Source organism: Methanococcoides vulcani (assembly GCF_900111645.1).
In the GTDB taxonomy this organism is placed as follows: domain Archaea; phylum Halobacteriota; class Methanosarcinia; order Methanosarcinales; family Methanosarcinaceae; genus Methanococcoides; species Methanococcoides vulcani.
This window is the reverse complement of sequence record NZ_FOHQ01000003.1, coordinates 243,642-266,358: the sequence shown is the minus strand read 5'-3', so window position 1 is coordinate 266,358 and position 22,717 is coordinate 243,642. Positions and strand designations below refer to the sequence as shown.

15 protein-coding genes and 1 pseudogene are annotated in these 22,717 nt (G+C 41.7%); 8 read left to right on the top strand and 8 right to left on the bottom strand.

Translation table 11 applies throughout. From position 1 onward, the window contains the following. Positions 1 to 258: 258 nt before the first annotated feature. The 4 genes from BMX02_RS06580 (at position 259) to BMX02_RS06560 (ending at position 8,514) form a co-directional block, all read left to right on the top strand. Positions 259 to 1,017 (top strand): phospholipase D family protein, encoded by a 759-nt coding sequence (locus BMX02_RS06580; RefSeq protein ID WP_091689894.1) that lies wholly within the window; start codon positions 259 to 261, stop codon positions 1,015 to 1,017. Positions 1,018 to 2,256: 1,239 nt separating this feature from the next. After that, the gene (locus tag BMX02_RS06570; RefSeq protein WP_091689893.1) at positions 2,257 to 3,426 is read left to right on the top strand and encodes an ABC transporter substrate-binding protein; all 1,170 of its coding nucleotides are present in this window, start codon (positions 2,257 to 2,259) and stop codon (positions 3,424 to 3,426) included. Positions 3,427 to 3,445: 19 nt separating this feature from the next. Next, positions 3,446 to 4,510 carry a FecCD family ABC transporter permease gene (locus tag BMX02_RS06565; protein ID WP_091689892.1) on the top strand — a complete coding sequence of 355 codons (1,065 nt, stop codon included), beginning with the start codon at positions 3,446 to 3,448 and terminating at the stop codon, positions 4,508 to 4,510. Continuing rightward, positions 4,507 to 8,514, top strand: a complete 4,008-nt coding sequence (locus BMX02_RS06560) for an acyl-CoA dehydratase activase (protein WP_091689891.1) — start codon at positions 4,507 to 4,509, stop codon at positions 8,512 to 8,514. The genes BMX02_RS06565 and BMX02_RS06560 overlap by 4 nt, the downstream gene beginning before the upstream one ends. A 146-nt stretch (positions 8,515 to 8,660) precedes the next feature. On the opposite strand, the gene BMX02_RS06555 is transcribed toward BMX02_RS06560, so the two are convergent. Together BMX02_RS06555 and BMX02_RS06550 are read right to left on the bottom strand one after the other, a co-directional pair. Beyond that, complete coding sequence (locus tag BMX02_RS06555; protein ID WP_091689890.1) at positions 8,661 to 9,413, bottom strand: ABC transporter ATP-binding protein; 753 nt, start codon at positions 9,411 to 9,413, stop codon at positions 8,661 to 8,663. Further along, positions 9,403 to 9,615: a hypothetical protein gene (locus BMX02_RS06550; RefSeq protein WP_091689889.1), complete on the bottom strand. Its 213-nt coding sequence runs from the start codon at positions 9,613 to 9,615 to the stop codon at positions 9,403 to 9,405. The genes BMX02_RS06555 and BMX02_RS06550 overlap by 11 nt, the downstream gene beginning before the upstream one ends. A 391-nt stretch (positions 9,616 to 10,006) precedes the next feature. Between BMX02_RS06550 and BMX02_RS06545 the strand changes: the two genes are divergently transcribed. Both BMX02_RS06545 and BMX02_RS11635 read left to right on the top strand, forming a co-directional pair. Next, the gene (locus BMX02_RS06545; RefSeq protein ID WP_091689888.1) at positions 10,007 to 11,308 is read left to right on the top strand and encodes an S-layer protein domain-containing protein; all 1,302 of its coding nucleotides are present in this window, start codon (positions 10,007 to 10,009) and stop codon (positions 11,306 to 11,308) included. Between the two features lie 135 nt (positions 11,309 to 11,443). Beyond that, positions 11,444 to 11,593 carry an ATP-binding protein gene (locus BMX02_RS11635; RefSeq protein ID WP_135644037.1) on the top strand — a complete coding sequence of 50 codons (150 nt, stop codon included), beginning with the start codon at positions 11,444 to 11,446 and terminating at the stop codon, positions 11,591 to 11,593. Positions 11,594 to 13,295: 1,702 nt separating this feature from the next. Here BMX02_RS11635 and BMX02_RS12260 read toward each other — a convergent pair. Then, positions 13,296 to 13,427: a hypothetical protein gene (locus BMX02_RS12260; RefSeq protein WP_256360048.1), complete on the bottom strand. Its 132-nt coding sequence runs from the start codon at positions 13,425 to 13,427 to the stop codon at positions 13,296 to 13,298. Positions 13,428 to 13,541: 114 nt separating this feature from the next. Between BMX02_RS12260 and BMX02_RS06535 the strand changes: the two genes are divergently transcribed. Both BMX02_RS06535 and BMX02_RS06530 read left to right on the top strand, forming a co-directional pair. Beyond that, on the top strand, positions 13,542 to 14,375 hold the full coding sequence (locus BMX02_RS06535) for a hypothetical protein (RefSeq protein ID WP_091689886.1): 834 nt from the start codon (positions 13,542 to 13,544) through the stop codon (positions 14,373 to 14,375). A 100-nt stretch (positions 14,376 to 14,475) separates the two neighbouring features. Next, positions 14,476 to 15,123: a LysE family translocator gene (locus BMX02_RS06530; RefSeq protein ID WP_091689885.1), complete on the top strand. Its 648-nt coding sequence runs from the start codon at positions 14,476 to 14,478 to the stop codon at positions 15,121 to 15,123. A 114-nt stretch (positions 15,124 to 15,237) separates the two neighbouring features. On the opposite strand, the gene BMX02_RS06525 is transcribed toward BMX02_RS06530, so the two are convergent. The 5 genes and pseudogenes from BMX02_RS06525 to pncB all read right to left on the bottom strand — a co-directional run bounded on the left by BMX02_RS06525 (position 15,238) and on the right by pncB (position 22,706). Then, on the bottom strand, positions 15,238 to 16,092 hold the full coding sequence (locus BMX02_RS06525) for a 2-oxoacid:ferredoxin oxidoreductase subunit beta (RefSeq protein ID WP_091689884.1): 855 nt from the start codon (positions 16,090 to 16,092) through the stop codon (positions 15,238 to 15,240). Position 16,093: 1 nt separating this feature from the next. Beyond that, positions 16,094 to 17,818 (bottom strand): 2-oxoacid:acceptor oxidoreductase subunit alpha, encoded by a 1,725-nt coding sequence (locus BMX02_RS06520; protein ID WP_091689883.1) that lies wholly within the window; start codon positions 17,816 to 17,818, stop codon positions 16,094 to 16,096. A 95-nt stretch (positions 17,819 to 17,913) separates the two neighbouring features. Next, a complete protein-coding gene (locus BMX02_RS06515) occupies positions 17,914 to 18,285 on the bottom strand; it encodes a VOC family protein (RefSeq protein ID WP_091689882.1) in 372 nt (123 codons plus the stop codon). Between the two features lie 243 nt (positions 18,286 to 18,528). Further along, positions 18,529 to 21,060 (bottom strand): annotated as a pseudogene (locus BMX02_RS06510) (bifunctional aconitate hydratase 2/2-methylisocitrate dehydratase). Positions 21,061 to 21,494: 434 nt separating this feature from the next. Then, positions 21,495 to 22,706, bottom strand: a complete 1,212-nt coding sequence (gene pncB, locus BMX02_RS06505) for a nicotinate phosphoribosyltransferase (protein WP_091689881.1) — start codon at positions 22,704 to 22,706, stop codon at positions 21,495 to 21,497. Positions 22,707 to 22,717: the final 11 nt, after the last annotated feature.

Here is a 22,717-nt window from a genome sequence, read left to right as displayed (position 1 = left end):
GATAAAACTCAAATTCGACTATACTATGATTTGATTCTTGAAAAATAAAAAGGAAAAAGAAACAAATCAGGACGGAAACTATGACTATTATCAATGAGAAACAACTCGATTCCAGAAGTTAATAAAAAATTGTATTCCGCAAATGTTTTTAATATTTACCTTGTTTCTATTTTGGATACATTGGTTGATACTTTACGAATCAAATAAATCTATAATATTTAATGTATTATTTGCTAAAAAATAAAGTTGGTGAATTGAATGGTTGAATTTCTAAATACAGAAGGGGCTTCATATAAATTAAATCAATTAATAAAAAATGCAGATCACGAAATCATACTAATAAGTCCATTCTTAAAAATAAATCAAAAAATAAAAGATTTAATCGAAAACCAAGACCGAAAACGGACAACTGATATAAAAATTATTTATGGAAAAAATGAACTTCAACCAGACGAAAATAATTGGATCAAACAACTGGTGTCTGTTCGCCTAGCTTTCTGTAAAGACCTGCATGCAAAATGTTATCTTAGCGAAAAGGAAGCAATAATAACATCAATGAATCTCTATGAATACTCCCAAGTTAATAATTACGAAATGGGAATTTATGCTTCAAAGGATGATGATCCGTCACTATATCAAGAGGTCTATAATGAGGCTATGGACATATTCAGAATAAGTGATGAGCTTAAGATAACGATTGAGAAAGTAGAATCAAAAGCAGACAAAAAAGTGGAACCAAAAGTGGAACCAAAACAGAAACACGTTTCTGCTAAGATGAATGATAATAAGACCAAAACAGAAACAGGTTTTTGTGTTCGGTGCCAAGATCAGATAAAGTTAGATCCAATGTATCCATACTGCAAAAAATGTTTCACGTCTTGGAATAAATACAAGAATGAAGAATACAAAGAAAAATATTGCCATATTTGTGGTAAACCAACTGAATCTTCAAAGATAAAACCGATATGTTACAATTGCTACAAAAAACACAAAAATGATTTTAATTTCCCGCTGTAAACATTACATTAACTTATAGTTTCATCTTCTAAAGTCATTAAATGATATGAAGATGAAAAACACTTTTTTTTTGAATAGCACTCAATCTTTAAATTGTAACGAAAATAGCTTTAAGCATTTTATTCTTAACAATTATTTTTAAGAGTTCCGTTTTTTCACGTTACCTATATCCCCGTTAGTTTATGCGGGGGGAGGAATTCGAACCCTCGAAATCCTTCGATATCGGATATTAAGTCCTCGCAAATTTGTTTTTATTTTTACTTTTTTTATTCGAATTATTGTTTAGTACAGCAAAATATACCCATAATTGGGGGTATAAGTTAACCGAAGGGTTTAATTATCCTTTGAGGATCTCCTTCCAGTCTCCAATAACATCATGTGTCCAGCAGTCATCAGCGCCTCCGCCTCTCTCATTGTAAGGGCAAATATGTAATATCGTTCAGAGGCATATTTATGTCGTTTAGAGATATATCTATAACGTTTATAGGCATATTTATGCCGTTTAACGTTATATCTATAACGTATTTAGTTAAGTCCTTAACGCTTATCGTTATCTAACTATCCCTTAGAGATAAGTTTCTATCTCTTAGAGACATCCTATATATTTTTAGAGCTCAAATCTAAATTTAGATAGGTTAGAGTAAAAATATTATTTTAGTCTATATCGTAGATTATAGTTTAATCTCTTAGTCTAAATAAGAAAAGGACTCATAATTCAATGATAGTATTAATGTGTTAAAATTTTGCATCTGTAGAGATCCTACTATTCCCTCTAAACGGCAATTTCCGTTTCCTAACGGACAAGTGATCTCATGCACAATCAAGAAATCCTATAGACGTTGTTTACCATTTTCAAACATGGATTCATTAATCCAGCATCACAGGGAAATGATATAACTTACACCTTTCAATCAAGTTGTAGATTTACTTTGCTGGATGGAAACCCTTCTACAGTTTTCTTTCATTGTTCATCAGAGAGTTCTATGAACTCCATTCTATCCTCTTATACAATTCTTATATGAAGTCATGTTCATAATTTTGAAATAAGCTCATAATAATCTCAAGCAGGTTTTATCTGCTTGTTTTTGATTTATTTGAGATCTGTAATTTGTGTAAGTATCACATTGAATTAATTTCACATATATGATACACAATTTTTATTACGTAAGTTATCATTTAGGGAAACATATATATTCCTTTGTAGTACATTCCGTTCTATGTTTTCATAGGAGGACAAAGATGAGTGGACGTAAAACAATTCTAGTAGCGGTTTTAACCGCATTAATCATAGTTTCAACATTTGTCTCGGGATGTGTGGATGATACATCAGCCTCACAGAGTATCCAGACACAAGAAGAAACGGAAACACGAACAATAACCATAACAGATTCCCTTGGCAGAACCGTAGAAGTGCCTAAATGCCCTGAACACGTGATCTGTTCCGGCGCCGGCGGTCTGAGATATCTTACATATCTTGAAGTAGAGGACAGGATAGTTGCTATTGACGGCAATGAAAAGAAAGTATCTGTTGGCAAAGCATACGCTGTTGCAAATTCCTACTTTAAGGGGTACCCGACATTTGGTAAATCCGGAAGTGAGAATCTGGAAACAATACTTGCCCTTGACCCACAGCCACAGGTAATTTTCACAATGTACACCACTGGCGGATATAGCCCTGATGAACTGCAGGACAAGACAAGCATCCCTGTCATAGCATTGAAAGAAGGAGACATGGTCAACAACAGGGAAGATATGTACCAGATACTGCGTATCATGGGTGAAGTAATGGGAAAAGAGAGCCGTGCAGAAGAACTCATAACCTTCTTTGATACAACAATTTCCGACCTCGACGAACGTACTGCAGACGTCCCTGATGAAGAAAAAATGACATGCTATGCAGGTGGTGTGGGAAGCTCGAGCTCATACGAATTCCTGCGCACAGACTCAAACTACCCTGCATTATACTTCATAAATGCTAAAAATGTAGCCTACAACCCGCAAAATGTCAGCATTGAAAAAGTTTCCAAGGAAAGCATACTTGTGTGGGATCCTGAAGTCATTTTTATAGAACTGAGGCCCAGCATGTTTGACGGTGAAAACTACGCCCCTTACCAGCTTGAACATGATGAATCCTACAACCAGCTTTCAGCAGTACAGAACGGAAATGTGTATGGTATGCTGCCTTACAAGTTCTATTCACATAACCCGGACACTGCCCTTGTAGATGCATACTTTGCAGGAACAATTCTCTTCCCTGAACAATTCGAGGATATAATACTGGAGAAAAAAGCTGCAGAGGTCTATGGATTCCTGGTGTGTGAAGGCGACGAGGAAAAAGGGATGTCAGTTTATGAGACCATGCTGACAATTTCTGATACCCCTGCATACGTAGGTATGGAATTCGAATAATGTAAAGAATGGTGAAAAAATGGATATTGTGGAAGGGGACATAGCTGGCAGATACAGGGAGCACACTGCTAAAAAAGCAACGTACATAATGGCAGGAATTGCCATGGTATTAGGAATATCTGTGTTGTCAATAGCTACAGGAACCGTAGCTATGCCGGTTACAGATGTAATTTGTACGCTTGCCGGATATAGCATTTCGACAACCTATGACAGTATAGTCTGGAATATACGTCTACCTCAGATACTTACTGCCATAGTAGCAGGTGCCGGGCTGTCTATTAGCGGAGTGGTCATGCAATCGATTCTCCGTAATCCACTCGGTTCCCCTTTCACACTTGGAATATCCAGTGCATCAGCTTTCGGAGCAGCATTTGCGATCATGCTGTTAGGCACAGGCAGTGCCGGCAAGACAGATATCATCGTAAACAACCCCTATATAACAACAATTGCAGCATTCTCATCTGCAATGCTTGTTACCTTTGTTATACTGATGTTTGCCAGAATAAGGGGTAACACTTCTGAAACGATGATACTGATCGGTGTGGCAATGGGTTCACTATTTTCAGCTGGCACCATGTTCCTGCAGTACTTTGCAGATGAGACTCAGCTCGCATCCATTGTTTTCTGGACCTTTGGAGACACCGCCAGGGCAAGCTGGAGTGAACTGGGACTTGTTACCGTGATCGTCGGCTTTACCACCATATATTTCAGCCTGAACCGCTGGAAATACAATGCCATAGATGCAGGCGATGATATTGCAAAAGGTCTGGGGGTGGACGTGGATAAAGTAAGGCTCAGAGGAATGATGTGTGCATCTCTTGTGACAGCCACAACCGTTGCATTCCTTGGGGTCATCGGCTTTGTGGGACTTATATGTCCTCACATGGCAAGACGCACCATAGGCGATGATCACCGATTCCTATTATCAGGAAGTATTGTAGCGGGCTCCCTTCTACTGCTTAGTGCAGACACCGTGGCCAGGATCATAATACAACCATATCAACTGCCGGTTGCTGTGCTCACATCCTTCTTGGGAGCGCCTGCATTCATTTATCTTATTTTGAAAGGGAGAAGGATACGATGATTAAATCTAAATATAGTATTGGTATTGATATTGGTTTCTCATCCATCAAGATTGCAGTGATCGACGACTCTGATAACCTTGTTCACACAGACTATCTAATTCACAAAGGAAAAATCAGAGAATGCCTTAAAAATATGTGTTCAAGCCTTTTAGAGAACTATGATGCTGCAAACTTTATAACTGGAGCTGTAACAGGCAGTGAAGGTAAAATATTAGGTGTGAATCATTGCCTGACTCATGTGAATAATGTAGCTGCCCTGATCGAAGGAAGCACTACACTGGATGAGAACGTCCAGTCCGTAATAGAAATAGGCGGGCAAACTGCCAGATATATCACCGGATTCGGGAACAAGGACAGATCATCCATTGAAATTTCAACTAATTCTAACTGCTCGGCCGGGACGGGCTCTTTCCTTGAGGAACGGGTATCAAGGCTCAACATGAGCATAGAGGATTATTCTGCCTGTGCTGCCAGAAGCAAAGACATCCCCAGGATTGCTGGTAGATGTAGCGTCTTTGCTAAAACCGACATCATTCATCACCAACAGGAAGGAGTACCAGTTGAGAGTATCCTTCAGGGACTTGCCTATGCATTGGTGCGGAACTACAAAGGAGCGGTCATCAAGAAACTCCCGATAAAAAAACCAATTCTCTTTGCAGGTGGAGTGGCTTACAATGAGGCTATTGTGCATGCAATGAAAGATGTCCTGAAGCTCAATGAGAACGAGCTTATAGTGCCGGAAAAATGCGGGAATATCGCATCGATCGGTGCCGCTGTAATCGCAAAAGAACAGGGTTTTGAGATCAATATTCTAAAGATACTGGAGAAACTTGAAGCACAGGAAGAACCTATCACAGTTACCGAACAGGACATTGAGTTGCCTGCACTTGGTTCTTTTGGAGATGGGGATATAGATGGAAAGCATATCTGCAAACCCATAATGAATGAAGATGGACAGAAGGCAAGCTGTTATCTTGGTATTGATATCGGATCTACGAGTACCAATCTGGTACTGATCAACGAGAACAGTGACATTATAGCTTACAGGTATCTGAGAACACGCGGAGATCCGGCAAGGACCGTAATTGCCGGTCTGGCTGATCTTGGACAGGAATTTGGTGACAGTGTAACGATTGCAGGCGCAGGCACAACCGGCTCGGGCAGGTATATGATCGCAAGGATGATCGGTGCAGATGTTGTAAAGGATGAGATTACAGCCCAGGCAAAAGCTGCATCCACAATCGATAATTCAGTTGATACCGTATTTGAGATCGGTGGACAAGATTCCAAATACATAAGCATAAACGATGAGCGAGTAACTGACTTCCAGATGAATAAAGTATGTGCTGCAGGAACTGGATCATTTGTCGAGGAACAGGCAAACAAATTCGATATTCCCATCGATTCGCTTGGGGATATTGCTCTTAAGGGTTCAAATCCGGCCAATCTTGGAGAAAGGTGCACCGTCTTTATCGAAACCAGTATAGCAACACATCTGGCTAACGGAGTAAAGATGGAAGATATCTCATCAGGACTTTGCTATTCCATAGTCAAAAACTATCTTAACAGGGTAGTAGGCCAGAAAAAGATCGGTGACAGGATATTCCTGCAGGGTGGTATTGCGTACAATCAGGGAATAATAAATGCTTTCAGGGCACTTACAGGTAAAGAGATAATAGTACCAACTTTCTTTAGTGTGACCGGAGCCTATGGCGCAGCTGTACTGTCAAAAGAAGAAGTTGGTCAGAAGGGGTCTGCGTTTAAAGGATTCGACATAGATGAGACTTTCATCCCACCTGCCAAGTCCAATAAACAGGAGAGTAAGCGTGGACCAAGGTCGGAATTCAAAAAAAGGATGAGCAAGTTCTCATTTGCAGGTCATGATGGGGCTATGGATGAAAACAAAAAGACCATTGGTGTCCCAAGGGCACTTTTCAATTATGGTGGTATGTTCCCGAGATATAATGCATTCTTCAAAGAACTTGGCTTTAACATCCTGTTGTCCAGTCCTACAACTGAGAATACTATAAGGTTGGGACAGGAATACGCAATGGAAGAAACCTGCTATCCTGTCAAACTCATCAATGGACATGTTGCAGAATTGGTTAATAAGAATGTGGATTATGTCTTCTTCCCCAGCCTCTACACATCAGGTCATTCCAGATCACACAGCCGTAGGAGTTTTGGATGTCCTTATATGCAACTTGCCTCCAGACTGGTGGAACAGGCAATGGAACTGGATACAAAAGGAATAGGATTGCTGTCTCCCACAATAGGATATAGTCTCGGGGATGAATTCATGGAAAACAGTTTCATGTCCCTTGGACTTCAGCTCGGGAAGAGCCCGGAGGAAATAAGCATAGCAAGGCAGAAAGCATACAAAAAGTCAGAAAAGATGCGGGAAGCCAGAAGAAAGGAAAGGAATAAGATCATCAACGAGCTCAGGGATGATGAGAAAGCTATTGTCCTTGTATCAAAGATATATGGTGTTGTGGATCCTGTATTGAATCTTGGTATCCCGGAGAGACTTGAGGAGATGGGATACAAAGTGCTTTCATTCAACAATCTGCCTGAAAGCGATATCTCAAAAGAACATCCCAACATGTTCTGGCCTTTCGGCATGCATATCCTTGAAGCGGCGAAGATAGTAAGGGAACACCACAATATCCATGCTATATTGCTTACCCACCATGGTTGTGGACCTGATACTGTATTTTCACACTATTTCAGGGAATTAATGGAGGGAAAACCGTTCCTCAATATAGAAGTAGATGAGCATTCTTCAGATGTTGGTGTAATTACACGACTTGAAGCCTTCATAAACAGTCTTGATACAAAGACAGCAACATCAGAAGATCATAAGACATCATCATTCGTTTCACATGGACAGATTGAAACAGACTTTTCATTTGTTCCGGAAGATGCAGAAGTCTATATTCCGAATATCTATCCTTACTCACAGCTTTTTTGTGAATTCATGAAGCGGGTCGGAAGGAATACAAAAGTAATTCCGGAAACAAGTATCAGGTCCATAGACGAAGGAAGAAAACATACAGTAACCAATGAATATTTCTCAATGGCAGCTCTTACAGGCGATATTTTATGCATTCCTGGGATTCGGGATATGGAAACTGAACAGAAGTTTTTGTTCATTCCACAATCAGAAGGAGCAGAACTGGACGGACAATTCAACCGTTTTGTCAGAACAATTCTGGATGAGGAAGGACTTACAAATATCGGTATAATCTCTCCTTACGTAGAAGATCTTGTCTATCATGAACCGGAATATCTGGATGAAGTATTTCTTATACTGCTTGCCGGAGACATTATCAAAGCTGCACCTTCTGGTCTGGGGGAAAATTACCTGATAGATGTTCTGGAGATGATCAGAAGTAATTCACTAAATATTGGGTCATTGAAAACAATCTCAAAAGATATCTCATCTAAATTCAAACCAGAGCACTTCAAAAAGACTATCTTTGCAGTCGGTGAACCAATGATCCTTTTCAATGATGCTTTGAACAATAATGTTCTCAAAAATATTGAATCCAGGGGATATCACGTGATGTATGCCCCATTTAGTGAATATATGTGGCTTTTGTGGAAGGACCATATTGACCAGTGTGCAATAGACAACAAGGACAGCATGCTGTTGAAACTTGATCTGCTTCAAGACTATATTTCAGAACTAAACCTGTGCTTATCGGGTTGCAGTCCATTTGATGACAAACTTGATGGACTTGTAGAAAGAGCCGACAATAGTCTGGGATATTATGCAGGTGCCTTTGGAAGATACAGGAAAGCAAAGATACTTGGAGAACTCAAAGGCGTCCACGGTGTGGTCACAGTGGCCTCTATGTATGAGAATACAGGAATATTGTTGAATGCACTCCACAATGGAATTGAAATTGAGAAGAGAAGGCCTATCCTGAATTTGATGTTTGACGGCAATGTCAGTGAAAATGATGATACCAGGATCGAGACATTCCTGCATTATCTATGAACGGTTTGCTGACAAACAGGGAAGGGTGAGGAGGGATGTTTAAAAATCCCTCCCTTCTAAAAAAAGAATATGTATTGAATTAACCTGCACCTGTTCACCACTTATTTTGAGTGTCTCACCTGATCCTTACACGTCTGGTAGACGCATCATACTGGAATTACAACTGAAACATCCTGGTAGTTCTGTATAGTAACAGGTACTCCGTATACTTCCTTTATAATATCAGGAGTAATTTCGGCCATACTTACTGCTGCAAAGATAGTTCCATTTTTCAGGAACAGGAACTTGTCTGAATATCTGAAAGCAAGGTTCAGGTCATGCATTGTCATGATGGCTGATACATTTTCCGTCCTGACAACTTCCCGGACTGTATCCAGTATCTCAAGCTGATTTTTCAGGTCAAGGCTGCTTGTAGGTTCGTCCAGCAGAAGCAATTTAGGGTTCTGGGCGATGGCGCGTGCAATGCCTACTTTCTGGAGTTCACCACCACTCATCTCGTCAATATAGCGCAGTGCCATATCTTCAAGGTGCAATTTCTTGATAGTAGACTCAACTATCATGACATCTTCAGTATTTATGTTCCATTTCATATGCGGTGTTCTTCCAAGAAGCACAGCATCAAAAGCAGTCAGCCTTGCAGACTCGCAGCGCTGTGGCACATATCCAATACGTCTTGCAATCTCTATCTGCTCCAGCTTGAGAACATTTTCCTCTTCTATAAGAACCGCTCCCTTCTTTGGTTTGAGGATCGCGTTTATGCATTTGAGCAATGTGGTTTTCCCCACGCCGTTTGGTCCGAGAATCGAAAGTATCTCGTTCCTTTTTAATTCGAACTTGATATCTTTCAGCACTTCTTTGCTTTGATATTGAAATTCCACTCCGTCTACTTCAAGTATCATATTTTCCTCCTATATCCAGACAGGTAAGAAATCGATGTGCGCCGCTTCCTGAACAGGTAATATGTTCAGTAGATTCAGGAATTTCCTTCTCTGCCAGGAGCACTATAATAGTAATAATTGTAGTTTCTTCCTGTGTCTGGGCGTTCTGATATATTGTATGGCTATCCGTACATCCTGACACCAGTGTTGAAACAATCAGCAATACACACGAGCACATTATACATATTTTATTACTGTCATCCGTCTAGTTCTTCGTTATAGTAATCTTTATAACTGTATGGATATTCCGCATATATAGTTTATCATTTAATAATATTAATAAAAGAAAATGATAACTTATTTATACTATAATACTAACAAATGTGGTGACATAGCATAAGTTACATGGGAGTTACTGTCGATTACAGTGTTTTTCGATGGTATCTTTCTAACATTGTTAAGCAAATTTGATCCAATATTCTGGAAAAATAAGAAGAACAGGGTGGGCTTGATAAAAACAAATAAACTCAAATATGCTTTATTGCAGGGGTTTGACATCTTGCTACTGTCTCAAAGATCAAGCCCCTTGATTTTCTTGTCAGGAGCTATAAAATATGAGAAAAAGAACAGGAATATTAATTATATTATTGGCTATCTTAGCTTTAGTCACAGTGCCAGCAAACGCCGCTGAATCAACTTACAATGTAAGAAGCTCTGTTTATGACAGCGCCGATTCAGCCATACCTACAGGTGATTTCTACTGGGATGCAAACAGTTTCACAGCTTTCTGGTATCCAATAAAACCAGGTCTTTCAAGTGAAGTGCTTTACCTGCACAACAGCATGGATTCATCAACTTTCCAGCTAGGAGACAAGATAGCGGAAGGTGACCTCTACTATGTTAGTAAGCCACAGAAGAAAAAGACAAAGATAGGAGGTTCCGATGATGTAGGCAAGTATATCGTCGATGATGTAGATCTTGAATTCTATTACCTCACAGGATTTTTCGGACCACAGTATGTTGTAATGCCTGAGGATACATCTAACCCTTCAATGGATTGCAAACCGGATAAAATTGCAAAAATCCTTCTTGAAACAAAGAGTGATTTCAAGAAGCAAATGTATGCCGGTGAGGAATGGAAACTTGCAGGTGGATGGTCTCTTGTTGCACAGCAAATTGACATTGATGGTAACAAAGTATGGTTGCAGCTGAAAAAGGATGGTAAGGAAGTAGACTCAAAAATTGTTATAGGAGACATGAGTCTGACTGCTCCAGAGAGGACCTATGTGTACAAAGATTCTGACGACTATCCGGTGTTCTATTGTTGTATCGATTCAATATTCAGGGGTAACGATGCTGAATTTGTTGTTTTCAAATATGCCTTCCTGAGGGATGAGATCACAACTATCGAGAAGGGTGACTCATATGGTATATTTGATGTTGAAGGATTTACAGTCCCTGAAGTAATGGATGGTGTTGATTATGCAGGAAGTGGCAAAGGTACTGTCCTACATACAGGCGATAATGCCCTTGTTCTGTCCAGCAATGATGATATTACACTTGATGGCGGCGAACAAATTGATCTCCATGCAGGCATGTATATCAAAACAGAAGACACTAGTGCGCCATGTCTGAAGATGAGTCTCTGGAAGAAATGTACCATAAAGGTAGATAACAAAGCATCAGAAAGTAAACCCGTAAATGAAGACGCTGATGTTGTTGTAGATCTTAAAGAAGATAGTACAACAGAAAAGGAAAATACTCTTGCTAGCACACAGGACGAAACCAAAGTCCAGACCGATGATAAAACAGAAGTAGAAGAGGAACTAGCTGTAGAGAGTTCTGTCGATACCCCTGGATTTGAACTTCTGTTCGGTCTTATTGGAGTAATAGGTGCATCAAGAATTAGAAAATAAAAGTCCTGACAAAAAGAATGTCTGAATAAAAGTTGATATTCAGATATTCTTCTTTTTTTGTTTTTCAATTATCACTCAACTTTTCGGTGGAACAACTGTGAAGTCATTCATTTTGCCAGGTTCCTCTACCAGAGGATGATCGAACCTTCCATTCATCAGGAAAACGAATGTTGCATCAGGGTCGAGGATTCATCATCCCGTAATTATGGAGGAAATGGGATAGGTCTTGCTCTTGTAAAGTATTTTGTGGATATGTATAAAGGGGATGTCTGGATCGAAAGTTAGGAAGCGATGGGAACGGAGGTTCACATAAAACTTCCTGCTGAACAAAAGATTACATCCTGATCTGTGGAATAAATATGCTTACACGAATCGTATTAACTTTAAGAAAAATATATCAATTCAGGCATATCAGCTTTAGAACCATGATATAAAATGGTTGTATCCTGACAAAATTTTCAGGTAATACTCTGATACCTGGGTAGTGTCCCTATTTTGCTGTAACTTTATCCCGTACCTCTTTACGCTTAGTTTTCCATCTTTAAATATCTATTTCCTGTAATCCAATTTTCATTCCATACACAAATGGATTAGCAAATGATTCCCCACAATTGAAATACCATATTGAATTCTTGAAAAAAACTAAAACCAAAAGCTGATTCTTATGCTTTAGATGGAGCTTATGATTCGTTTACTAATTATGCAGATATTTGGTATCATTTGAATGTAAATCCTACGATATCCCTACCTTCTGATGCTGTTGTTGCTGCAGAAGGAAATATAGACAGAATAAATCATTGGGTGAATAAAATGTGGAAGAGTGGGGGAGACCCCCCACTCTCCACTAAATACAAAATTGAAGTTTCTCTATGAAAATGCAAGAGAAAAACAGGTAGGGATGTATCTGAGAAATCAGAATATGAAAGATGAGAAATTTCAGAAGAAAAAGGATACAAGGCAAGATTGTGAAAGATTCCATAAACATGCAAAACACATTCTAAAGTTAGATGTCAGATCAATCAGAAAAGAAAGCAGAAAGCTGTATATTATGATGAGCTTTGTAGTTTACCAATTGATGTTGCTTGCAAATTTGCAAAATAAAATCAATAATATGAATTCATTTGTAAATTATATTTAAAAGATGCTTATCAAATTAGAATTGGAGGAATTATGAGCTAATTTGATAATCTCTGTAGATTTCCTTTGCTGGGCAAAAACCCCTTTATTTAGGAAGTGCACTACCTATTAGTTGTAATATCAAACGTTCCTTGCAAAGCAGGTAAAATAATGGTGGATTAAGGCTACATTAATTAGTCCCGCCCGAGGATTTCTACAAAGACGAATTAATAGCCATTTTAAGTCATAAAAAAGAGCATCCACCTTTGTGGGGAAAAATATCAGTTATCGTGCTAATATAGTCCTTAGGTGAACCTGTTTCTTTTATTTATATATACGATTTTTTTTTACTGTGGGAGCAAAAAACCCCCATCAAAAATCTTTAAAACTGATTCTGAAGTAAGCGACCTTAGCAGAAGTATGTTCTTAAAAAAATATCAGAAATATTTCTTACCATATTCTTCAAAAAAAATAAAAAAATCGAGATATAGGCCTTACTAATATGAATAGTTAAAGTAATTACGGGAGTTGCCTTTTCCCTAGTTAACTATATCCCCGATTTGTTATGCGAGGAGAGGGATTCGAACTCCCATGAATTCTTTCGAAATCAAATATTAAATTCGATATAGTTATCCTTCCGTAGTGTGTTGTACCGTGGTAATTTGATAGAATACACACAAAAGATTTAAATTCCGGGAAGAATTCTTCTAACATTCTCATTTTGATCCAAACCTTAGTTTCAGTTACGATAACATACTGGTATTGTACCAATACACAAAATAAGAATGAAAGTTATGGAAATTTATAAGCAACGCTTCAAACATTCTTGAAACACAGTAGTAAAAAAAGAGTGAAAAAGAAATAAAGAATCTTACTTCTTTTTCTCTTTTGCAAGCTTCTTCTTAGCAGATGCATCGCCAGCAGCTGCTTTCTTTTCAAGCTCAGCGAGTTTTTCTTTCTTCTTTCCGCTCTTCCTTGCCAGATCCTTCTTAGACATTGCCATAGGGTTTAGCCATTGAAATCCAAACTATTTAAAATGATGGCATTCGACTTTTATAATAGTCCATTTACACTCATTCTTAGAAACTTTAAAATTCAAGAACGTAACACATTAAGTATGGACATTTACAGGATATCATCCATTGGTCGTCCACTGGATCCGGGCTACCCCACCAACCGCCTGATGATCCGAATATCTGCAATTGTACTGGTAGCTGCTTCACTATTCCATTTAAGCCTCAACAATACCATCAGCATTTCAATAATATATGGTATAACAGCAGGTATATCCGTATTTCTGGTCTGGGCTATCTCAAGAGAAATTGACCCTGACCACGAGATCGCTGCCTTTGTTCCTGTGATCCTTTCATTTATCCCCGTTATACTGTTTGGGATACATCCAGTATTACCCTTATTGTGGCTTCTGCTCTTACTACGCATAGTAGATCGTTCAACCGGCTTAAAAGCAGGAATATTCGACACAATAGCTGTGTTTCTACTCAGTGTATTTCTCACCTACCAGATGACCTGGATGTTTGGAATACTGGCAGCTACTGCATTTTTTATTGACAGCAGAGCATCTTCACCTAACAAAGTTCATCTGATCGCATCAATACTTATGCTAGCTGCATCTATATTCAGCATATCCATTGTAAACAATACTGCAATTGCAGACATTTCCTTAATGGAAACCACTGCCTTACTTTCCATGGCAATACTATTCATTCCTTCTATCCTTGACTCCAGGAAACTGAAGAGCAAAGGCGACATGACTGGCGAATCTCTTGATACATTAAGAGTGAAAATGGGGAAAATACTGTTCCTGATAACTGCAATACTTTTCCTTTTAATAGATATCGAATATGCTCATCTCTGGCCTCTTCTATGGTGTGTTGCAGCAGGAATTGGTTTATATCGTATTCTTATCGGAGACAGACCTGTTGAACTTTGAATACATATTGAGACTTGAAGCAAAAATATCGGAATGCTACGACATAGATTATATATATGGGTTTTTTTATAAATGATTTGTATAATCGGACCCTGATATTATGATCGAACTTATCAAAGCACTTGCCCTGGGATTTACAATTGGCGTTTCTGCTGCACTTATTCCAGGACCAATGATGTTCGCCACAATAGGAATATCACTTGAAAAAGGCTGGCGCACAGGACCATTTATTTTTCTTGGACACTCAATGGTAGAGATCTCCATAATACTCCTGATAATCGGTGGTGTTTCATCCTTTATCGGGAGAAGTACCATTGCATACATGTCTATTGTTGGTGGTATTATAATGATATTATTTGGGCTGGTAATCTTAAAAAGCGCAAAAAGTGTTTCGACAATGGACATACACGGAGCAGCCAGTAAGGTAAGGATATCAAAGAGTCCGGTCTTTGCAGGCATACTCACTTCTGCGCTTAATCCCACATATATACTCTGGTGGCTTACAGCAGGCAGTGCCATAATACTTCAGGAGTATCTTATAGGGACTATTGCCATAATTGCATTTGTCATCGGTCACTGGCTGGCAGATCTTGGTTTCCTTGTTACAGTATCATCATCTACATCCAGAGGAAAAGATTTCATATCCCGGAAAAACCACAAACTAGTATTGTACTTCTGTGGAAGTTTCATGATGATCTTCGGTATCTGGTTTATTTTTAATTACAACAATCTTTCCACAATGCTATGATACTGGCATGAAGCCGGCAGCAAAAAAGGTTTGGAAAAATGGCAGGATGATATCTCCAAAAAAGACAGGGCAGAACAAAAGAAAATATGGCAAAAAGGATACAAAAAAGGAAGTTCAGATGAACCTGTCGAGAAGTTCATCTACTTTTTTCGGATCACTTTTATTTCCTACTAATGTCCCGGATCTCAGAACATCAAGATTGTTCTCGAAAGTTGGTTTCTCATTAACGTAAAAAACACCAAGAGGGATCCGTTCCCCCCATTCTAGGGATCTTTCAAATGCCTTCACCCTGTCATCAGGACTGTAACCCTCATCTTCTATCTTATAGACCTTTTCTGAATACCAGCTGAAAGTGTTAAGCTTATTAAAGGAAATACATGGCTGAAGCACATCCACAAGAGAGAAGCCCTTGTGCTGTATAGCCATTTTGATAAGCTCGGTAAGATGAGGAACATCGCCTGCAAAACCCCTGCTTACAAATGAGCAGTCAAGGGAAATTGCAAGCGACAATGGGTTCAGCGGAGTGTTAAATACACCATGGGTCTGCACCTTTGTCTTCATCCCAAGCTCACTTGTAGGTGAAGCCTGTCCTTTGGTAAGGCCGTATATCTGGTTGTCGTGAACTATCAGGGTGATATTTGGGTTTCTCCTGACATTATGCAGGAAATGATTTCCACCTTCCCCATAGCAATCGCCATCTCCTGTAACTGCAAGTACAGTTAGCTCATGATTAGCGACCTTCGCTCCTATTGCAGGAGGCAGGGACCTGCCATGAAGTCCGTTGAAGACGTTGCATTTCAAATAATGTGGCAATTTGCTTGATTGTCCGATACCTGAGGTGATCAATACTTCATCCGGCGACTTATCAAGTTCTGCAAGAGCACGCTTAACCGCCTTGAGTATCATAAAGTTCCCGCAACCGGGACACCATTCCGTTTCAAATTCACCATAATCTTCCACACTGACCATATCAGATCACCCCCTTTTCCCTCATGGAACGTATTATTGATTCAGGACTGTATGGCTTCCCATCCGACCTCAGGACCTTTTCAGAAATATGCAAGCCAGTCTCACATTCAAGCAACCTTGCAAACTGTCCCGTTGCATTGTTCTCCACACAGACGATAGTTCCTGAATTTCCAAGAACCTTTCTGGTATCCTCTAAAGGCAGAGGGAAAACATGAGTGAAGTGCACATGGTTCACCGAATGACCTTCACTTATGAGAATATTTACGACTTCCATAAGAGGACCGTATGTAGAACCCCATCCAACAAGTGTTATTTCAGCATCCTTTGGCCCATACAAACGTGGTGCTTCCATATCCTCTCTCAAAAGATCGAGTTTTTTCATCCTCTTTTCATTCATAAGAATGCGGTTTTCTATGGTCTGGTCAATATGACCATATTCATTGTGTTCATCACTATCAGCCACTACCACAACTCCTGACTGTCCGGGTATCGCACGTGGCGATATTCCTGTTGGTGTAAGTTCATAGCGCTTATACTCACCTTTCCCGGCCAGCTCTTCATCTGAAAGAAGATGTCTTTCGATCTTCACCTTCGATGGATCAAACCTCTTACACGTGAAAAGTGAATCTGCAAGATACTGGTCGCTCATGATAAAGACCGGAATCTGGAACTTATCAGCAATGTTGAACGCTTCAGCTGTCATGTAAAAGCAGTCATCGGGTGTTCCGGGAGCAAGCACACAACGGGGGAACTCTCCCTGTGCTGCGGTCAGCACGAACTGGATATCTCCCTGCTCGGTCATGGTAGGAAGACCGGTAGCAGGCCCCGGACGCTGGGACAGGAATATTACAGCAGGCGTCTCTGTGATTCCGGAAAGTCCCAGAGCTTCTGACATCAGGCAGAATCCACCGCCCGAAGTTGTTGTCATAGCCCTTGCACCAGCAAAGGAAGCACCAAGAACCATATTCAGGGCAGCGATCTCATCTTCTGCCTGCTCAACTACAACATTGAAATCATCAGCATTTGCAGCCACATAGGTCATGACCCCAGTAGATGGTGTCATCGGATATGCTGCCAGGAATTGTACGCCTGCAGCAAGAGCACCCAAGCCGATAGCATCGTTTCCTGCGATAAGCATCCTTCCGTCCTTATCCGAAGGTTCACGTACAGCGAACTTACACCCTGAAGGGAAATTCTCCTTCACGTAATCATAACCAGCACGTGCTGCCTTGATATTGTTATCAACGATCTCATCACCTTTCTTCTTGAAAGTATCAGAAAGAACCTTTGTAAGGTAATCAAATTCAAAGCACATTAGACCAAGGGCAGCACCACTTGCCACGGAATTGGAATAGATCTTGTTCCCACAAACATCTTTTGCGATCTTCAGCATCGGGACGTGGAAAAAAAGGTCATTCGTGTCATCGATCTTAATGACATCCTTGTCAAATATGATGACCCCATCAGACATTTCCTCAATTTTCTCCTCAATGGACTTTTCATCAAGAGCTATCAGGATATCCACATTCTCGGTCATTGCCCTAATCGGCTCATCGCTTATACGTACCTGAAATGTATTATGTCCGCCCCTTACCCTTGAAAGGTAGAACTGGGTGGCAAAAACGTTGAAACCGCTTTTCTTAAAGGTCTTTGCAAGTGCGACCCCTATGGTCTGTAGACCCTGACCTGCGGCTCCGCCTACTCTTATTACAAGATCTGTACTCATTTTGGTTCCCCTTTAATGCAGGATTAGATCAAATCAGATAAAATTAGATCTCATCGAAACCAATTAGCCCGATCAGATCCTGATCAAGTATGACCTTACTCTGCGTTCTCATCCACTTCCCACAGACCGAAGGTATTCTCTTCAGTATCCATGCAAACGGCAAGATAACCCCAACCCGGCACAGGCATCTTTGGCTGGAGAACCATGCCTCCGAGTTCCTTCACACGATCACAGTATTCATCCACCGAGGTTACTTCAATGAAATTGGTGATCTTCTGTTCAGGACTGCCGCGAAGACCCATACCCCCACCGACACCCGGTTCCCCCTCAAGGGATGTGGTCTCGATAAAATAATAATCCAGAGGTCCCGGTATTTTCTCGATCTTCCAGTCAAACAATTCGGTGTAGAACTTCTTTGCCCGCTCAGGATCATCAGCTGGCAGGTCAAAATGTGCAATCGTTGGCATACAATAATCACTCCCGGTTTAAATATGCCTTTGAACTGATTTAAGTTTTAGGTAGAAAATAAAGTATTAATATCGAGTCCATCAATTTAGCCCATAAATCCTCCCATTCTAATTTGATGGATTCTTATAGAAATAAGGGACGAAGGATAAAAATGTGGAGAATGGGCGTTGTGTGCCCATTATTCCTAATGCACTTTAAGTTACGCATTTAATAGTGTTCCACAGGTGGTTTTACAGTTTGTATTACAGGTAGTCTTCCATTTCATCGAATTGAAGATACCTGTAGATCTCGTCCTGTTTTGGCTCGATCTTCTCCCTGTAAACTTCCATGTACTCATCGACCGTGGGCATCCTTCCAAGGTTGGAGATAACCGCTCCAAGCTCCGCTGAGCCAAGGTAGACCTGGGCTCCGTCACCCATACGGTTGTCAAAGTTACGGGTGCTGGTGGAAAACACTGTGGATTCATCCGGTACACGAGCCTGGTTCCCCATACAAAGTGAGCATCCTGCTATTTCAATGCGGGCACCGACCTGGCTGTACACTGAGAAAATTGACTCTTCTCTGAGCTTTGCCTAGTCCATCCGGGTAGGGGGGCAAATCCAGGTACGGACATCAGGGTTGAATTTCTGGTCACGCCAGATCTCGGCTGCGGCGCGGAAGTGTCCGATGTTTGTCATGCATGAGCCTATAAAGACGTCCTGGATCGTGGTGCCTGCAACTTCGGAAAGCAGCTTGACATCATCAGGATCATTTGGGCATGCAAGGATCGGCTCCTTGATGTCCGCAAGATCGATCTCTATGACTGCGGCGTACTCTGCATTCGGATCCGCTTTGAGCAGGTTCGGGTCTTCCAGCCACTCCTCAACAGCTTCTATGCGCTTTTGGAGAGTCTGTGCATCGCTGTACCCGCCCTCGATCATCTTTTTCATCAATGCCAGGTTGGAGCGCAGATAGGTGGCTACGGACTTCTCACCGAGCTGGATGCAACCGGCTGCAGCTGAGCGTTCTGCGGCAGAGTCCGTCAGCTCGAATGCCTGCTCGGCTGTGAGGTAGGGGAGTCCCTCTATTTCGAGGATGCGTCCGTTGAAGATATTGATCTTGTTCTTCTTTGGCACGGTCATCAGACCCTGCTTGATAGCATAGTATGGTATGGCGTTGACCACATCACGCAGCGTGATGCCAGGGTTAAGCGCTCCACTGAAACGTACCAGCACGGATTCGGGCATATCCAGAGGCATGAAACCCAGAGCTCCTGCAAAGGCTACCAGCCCGGAACCTGCCGGGAACGATATGCCTATCGGGAACCTGGTATGAGAGTCGCCACCGGTACCCACAGTGTCTGGAACCAACAGGCGATTAAGCCAGCTGTGGATAACCCCGTCCCTGGGATGCAGGGAGACACCGGCACGCTCAGAAACAAAATCCGGCAGTGTCCTTTGCATCTTCACGTCTGCAGGCTTGGGGTAAGCTGCGGTGTGACAGAATGACTGCATGAACATGGGAGCCTGGAACTTGAGGCAGGCAAGTTCTGTGAGTTCGTCGGCGGTCATAGGACCAGTGGTATCCTGGGAACCTACAGTGGTCATCATCGGCTCACAGGCGGTGCCAGGCAGAACTCCATCTACGCCGCATGCGCGACCAACTATCTTCTGTGCCAGAGAGTAACCTTGTCCCGGTTCAGGCTCCGGATTATCGGGGTTGACGAATATGTCTGTTTCAGGCAGACCCAGTGCCTCGCGGGTCCGGGTAGTCAGCGACCGACCAATTATGAGGGGAATGCGGCCGCCGGCGCGGTATTCGTCCGGGAGGGTGTTGGGCATGAGGCCAAAAGTAGAGATTACATTGCCTTCTTCATCTGTTACCTCGCCCTTTACAGTGTTGATGGTGATGATATCGCCGTGACTGAACTTGCTGATATCCATTTGCAGAGGCAGGGCACCAGAGTCTTCGGCTGTGTTAAAGAAGATAGGAGCTATGGCAGTGCCGATGATCACGCAGCCACGGCGTTTATTGGGAACGCATGGTATGTCCTTGCCGATGTGCCAGAGCACACTGTTGCAGGCGGATTTGCGGGAGGAACCGGTTCCTACCACATCAGCGACAAAGGCAACCTCGTGTCCTTCCTCTCGCCATTTTGCGATTTCCTCAATGCCTCCCGGGAAGCGGGTACTGCCCATTGCCAGTGCATGAAGAGGTATGTCGGGTCGACTCCATGCATCACTGGCAGGGGAGAAGTCATCGGTGTTGATCTCGCCGTCAACCTTGAATACCCTGACAGTGATGGTCTCAGAGATTCCTGGTCTGCCTGTGAACCACTCAGCGTTAGCCCAGCTGTCAAGAACCTTTCCGGCAGCTTCATTTGTCTTTGACAGTTCCAGTACCTCGTCAAAAGCGTCGTAGACCAGGGTTATGCCTGAAAGCGCACAGGCAGCCTCATCTGCTACCCCGGCATCCCCGAGTGCTTCGATAAGGTACTTGACATTGTAGCCGCCGATCATGGTTCCCAGGATCCTGATCGCTTCCTTTTTGTCTATAAGCGGTGAAGAGACCTCTCCTGCCAGTATCTTACCAAGGAAATCTGCCTTGACCTTTGCAGCGGGGTCTACACCAGGAGAGATCCGTTCCCTGAACAGATGGAGCAGGAACTCTTCCTGGTCTGCGGGAGGATTTTGTAATAACTCACAAAGTTCAGAAGTTTGTTCCGGATTCAGAGGAAGTGCCGGAATTCCCTGGGCTTTCCTCTCTTCTTCATGTTTTAGATAAGCTTCGATCATCTTTTTCCTCCATGAGAAATTGCATTTTCGGCTGCATTGGCAACTGTGTAGCTTTTTCTTGTCTGGTTTCCTTGAAAAAAAGTATTTGATTGCAAGGGATATGACGCTGATTATCGTGTTTGCTGTATATGACATTAACGGGGCAACAAATGAATATATTTAGTGAATGACCCGAGCCGAAGACGATAGTTTAACTTCCAGGACTTCACGCTGGAGATCGATTACTGCAAGCACGGCGGTATTCTACACAAGTTCCTAAGGGACACAATCAGGGGAGAGTAAGATATCTCCTTTTTCTTTTCTTTTTTCTATTCGATTTTATTCTTGTTTTTTAATCTAAGATTCTAATTCTGATCCCACTAAAAATACCGCAAATTCTTCCAGACTTCCAGCTATCCGAAGCTATTACGGAAAAGCCACTTCAAAAACAATATTTAATCGTCCAGCCCTTTCCTTCCGAAAATATAGTTGGCCACCCTCAAAGCATCACTGTCCCCGGTAGCCTTCTCAGCAGAATCGCTCAGTTTCACCACAGGTATGCCATTTATCTTGTGCAGTTTGATCACCATATTGAGTGGTGGGCTGTATCTAAAGAAATCCGAATTGTTCGTCAGGCTTGTGCCAATACCGAAACTGCAATTGATCCGACCTTCACAATGCTCTTTTAACCTGACAGCATCCTTGACATGAAGTGAGTCACTGAATACAAGTGACTTCTTCATCGGATCAATGCCAAGCTTTTTGTAATGCTCAATAACCTCATCTGCGAACTTAAAGGGATCACCGCTATCATGGCGGACCCCATCATAGAGCTTGGCAAGCTCAAGACCGAAATTTCTGAAGAAAGGCTTTGATCCGAAAGTATCACTAAGTGCGATACCCAGATCACCTTTGTATACCCTGATCCAGTTCTCAAATGCGAACAGGTTTGCATTTCGAAGTCCCACAAGTGCAGAATTGCCCATAATCCATTCATGACCGATCGTGCCTATCGGACGGACACCATATTTTTTAGCAAGATAGACATTGCTCGTGCCGGCAAATGAATCCAGCCTGTGCAGAACGTCAACTACCTTGTCGTGCAACTTGAATCCCCTGCGACGACGGGTTCCGAATTCTGAGAAGATACAACCTTTTGAGTTCAGTTCTTCACCCATCTCGCTCATCAGGCTGCCATACTCGTTCATTAAAGTGTTCTCAGAGTCATCACCATTGGATGCGAACCTGTTCAACCAGTCCTTTTCCACAATGGTGAAATAGAGTTCCGAAATGGTCGCCATGAGAACGATCTCCCAGAGAATAGAACTATGCCAGGGACCTTCGACCCAGAGGTCAAGGTCGCCGTCATCAGTAAGGGATAATCTCACTTCAGAAGGATCGAAACGGAAGTTTTTCAGATATTCAATATAAGAAGGTTTGAAAAAAGGGCAATTAATTTTAAGCCAGGAATATTCCTCATCTGTCAATGCCAGTCCAACGATATCCTCATCGATAGTTCGCCTAAGTTCTGCTACGAATTCATCCGTAAAGCGCTGTTCTCCCCTGTTTATGAAATGGTACTCTGCCCGTGCATCAGGGAAAAGTTCCAGCACAGCCATCTGCATTGTGAACTTGTAAAGGTCATTGTCCAGTATCGATCGGATCACATGAGGTCTTC

What these genes read in the sequence shown, in the direction of transcription:
- BMX02_RS06580 (WP_091689894.1), top strand. Translation starts at nt 259, where the DNA reads ATGGTTGAATTTCTAAATACAGAAGGGGCTTCATATAAATTAAATCAA.
- BMX02_RS06570 (WP_091689893.1), top strand. Translation starts at nt 2,257, where the DNA reads ATGAGTGGACGTAAAACAATTCTAGTAGCGGTTTTAACCGCATTAATC.
- BMX02_RS06565 (WP_091689892.1), top strand. Translation starts at nt 3,446, where the DNA reads ATGGATATTGTGGAAGGGGACATAGCTGGCAGATACAGGGAGCACACT.
- BMX02_RS06560 (WP_091689891.1), top strand. Translation starts at nt 4,507, where the DNA reads ATGATTAAATCTAAATATAGTATTGGTATTGATATTGGTTTCTCATCC.
- BMX02_RS06555 (WP_091689890.1), bottom strand. Translation starts at nt 9,413, where the DNA reads ATGATACTTGAAGTAGACGGAGTGGAATTTCAATATCAAAGCAAAGAA.
- BMX02_RS06545 (WP_091689888.1), top strand. Translation starts at nt 10,007, where the DNA reads ATGAGAAAAAGAACAGGAATATTAATTATATTATTGGCTATCTTAGCT.
- BMX02_RS11635 (WP_135644037.1), top strand. Translation starts at nt 11,444, where the DNA reads ATGATCGAACCTTCCATTCATCAGGAAAACGAATGTTGCATCAGGGTC.
- BMX02_RS12260 (WP_256360048.1), bottom strand. Translation starts at nt 13,427, where the DNA reads ATGGCAATGTCTAAGAAGGATCTGGCAAGGAAGAGCGGAAAGAAGAAA.
- BMX02_RS06535 (WP_091689886.1), top strand. Translation starts at nt 13,542, where the DNA reads ATGGACATTTACAGGATATCATCCATTGGTCGTCCACTGGATCCGGGC.
- BMX02_RS06530 (WP_091689885.1), top strand. Translation starts at nt 14,476, where the DNA reads ATGATCGAACTTATCAAAGCACTTGCCCTGGGATTTACAATTGGCGTT.
- BMX02_RS06525 (WP_091689884.1), bottom strand. Translation starts at nt 16,092, where the DNA reads ATGGTCAGTGTGGAAGATTATGGTGAATTTGAAACGGAATGGTGTCCC.
- BMX02_RS06520 (WP_091689883.1), bottom strand. Translation starts at nt 17,818, where the DNA reads ATGAGTACAGATCTTGTAATAAGAGTAGGCGGAGCCGCAGGTCAGGGT.
- BMX02_RS06515 (WP_091689882.1), bottom strand. Translation starts at nt 18,285, where the DNA reads ATGCCAACGATTGCACATTTTGACCTGCCAGCTGATGATCCTGAGCGG.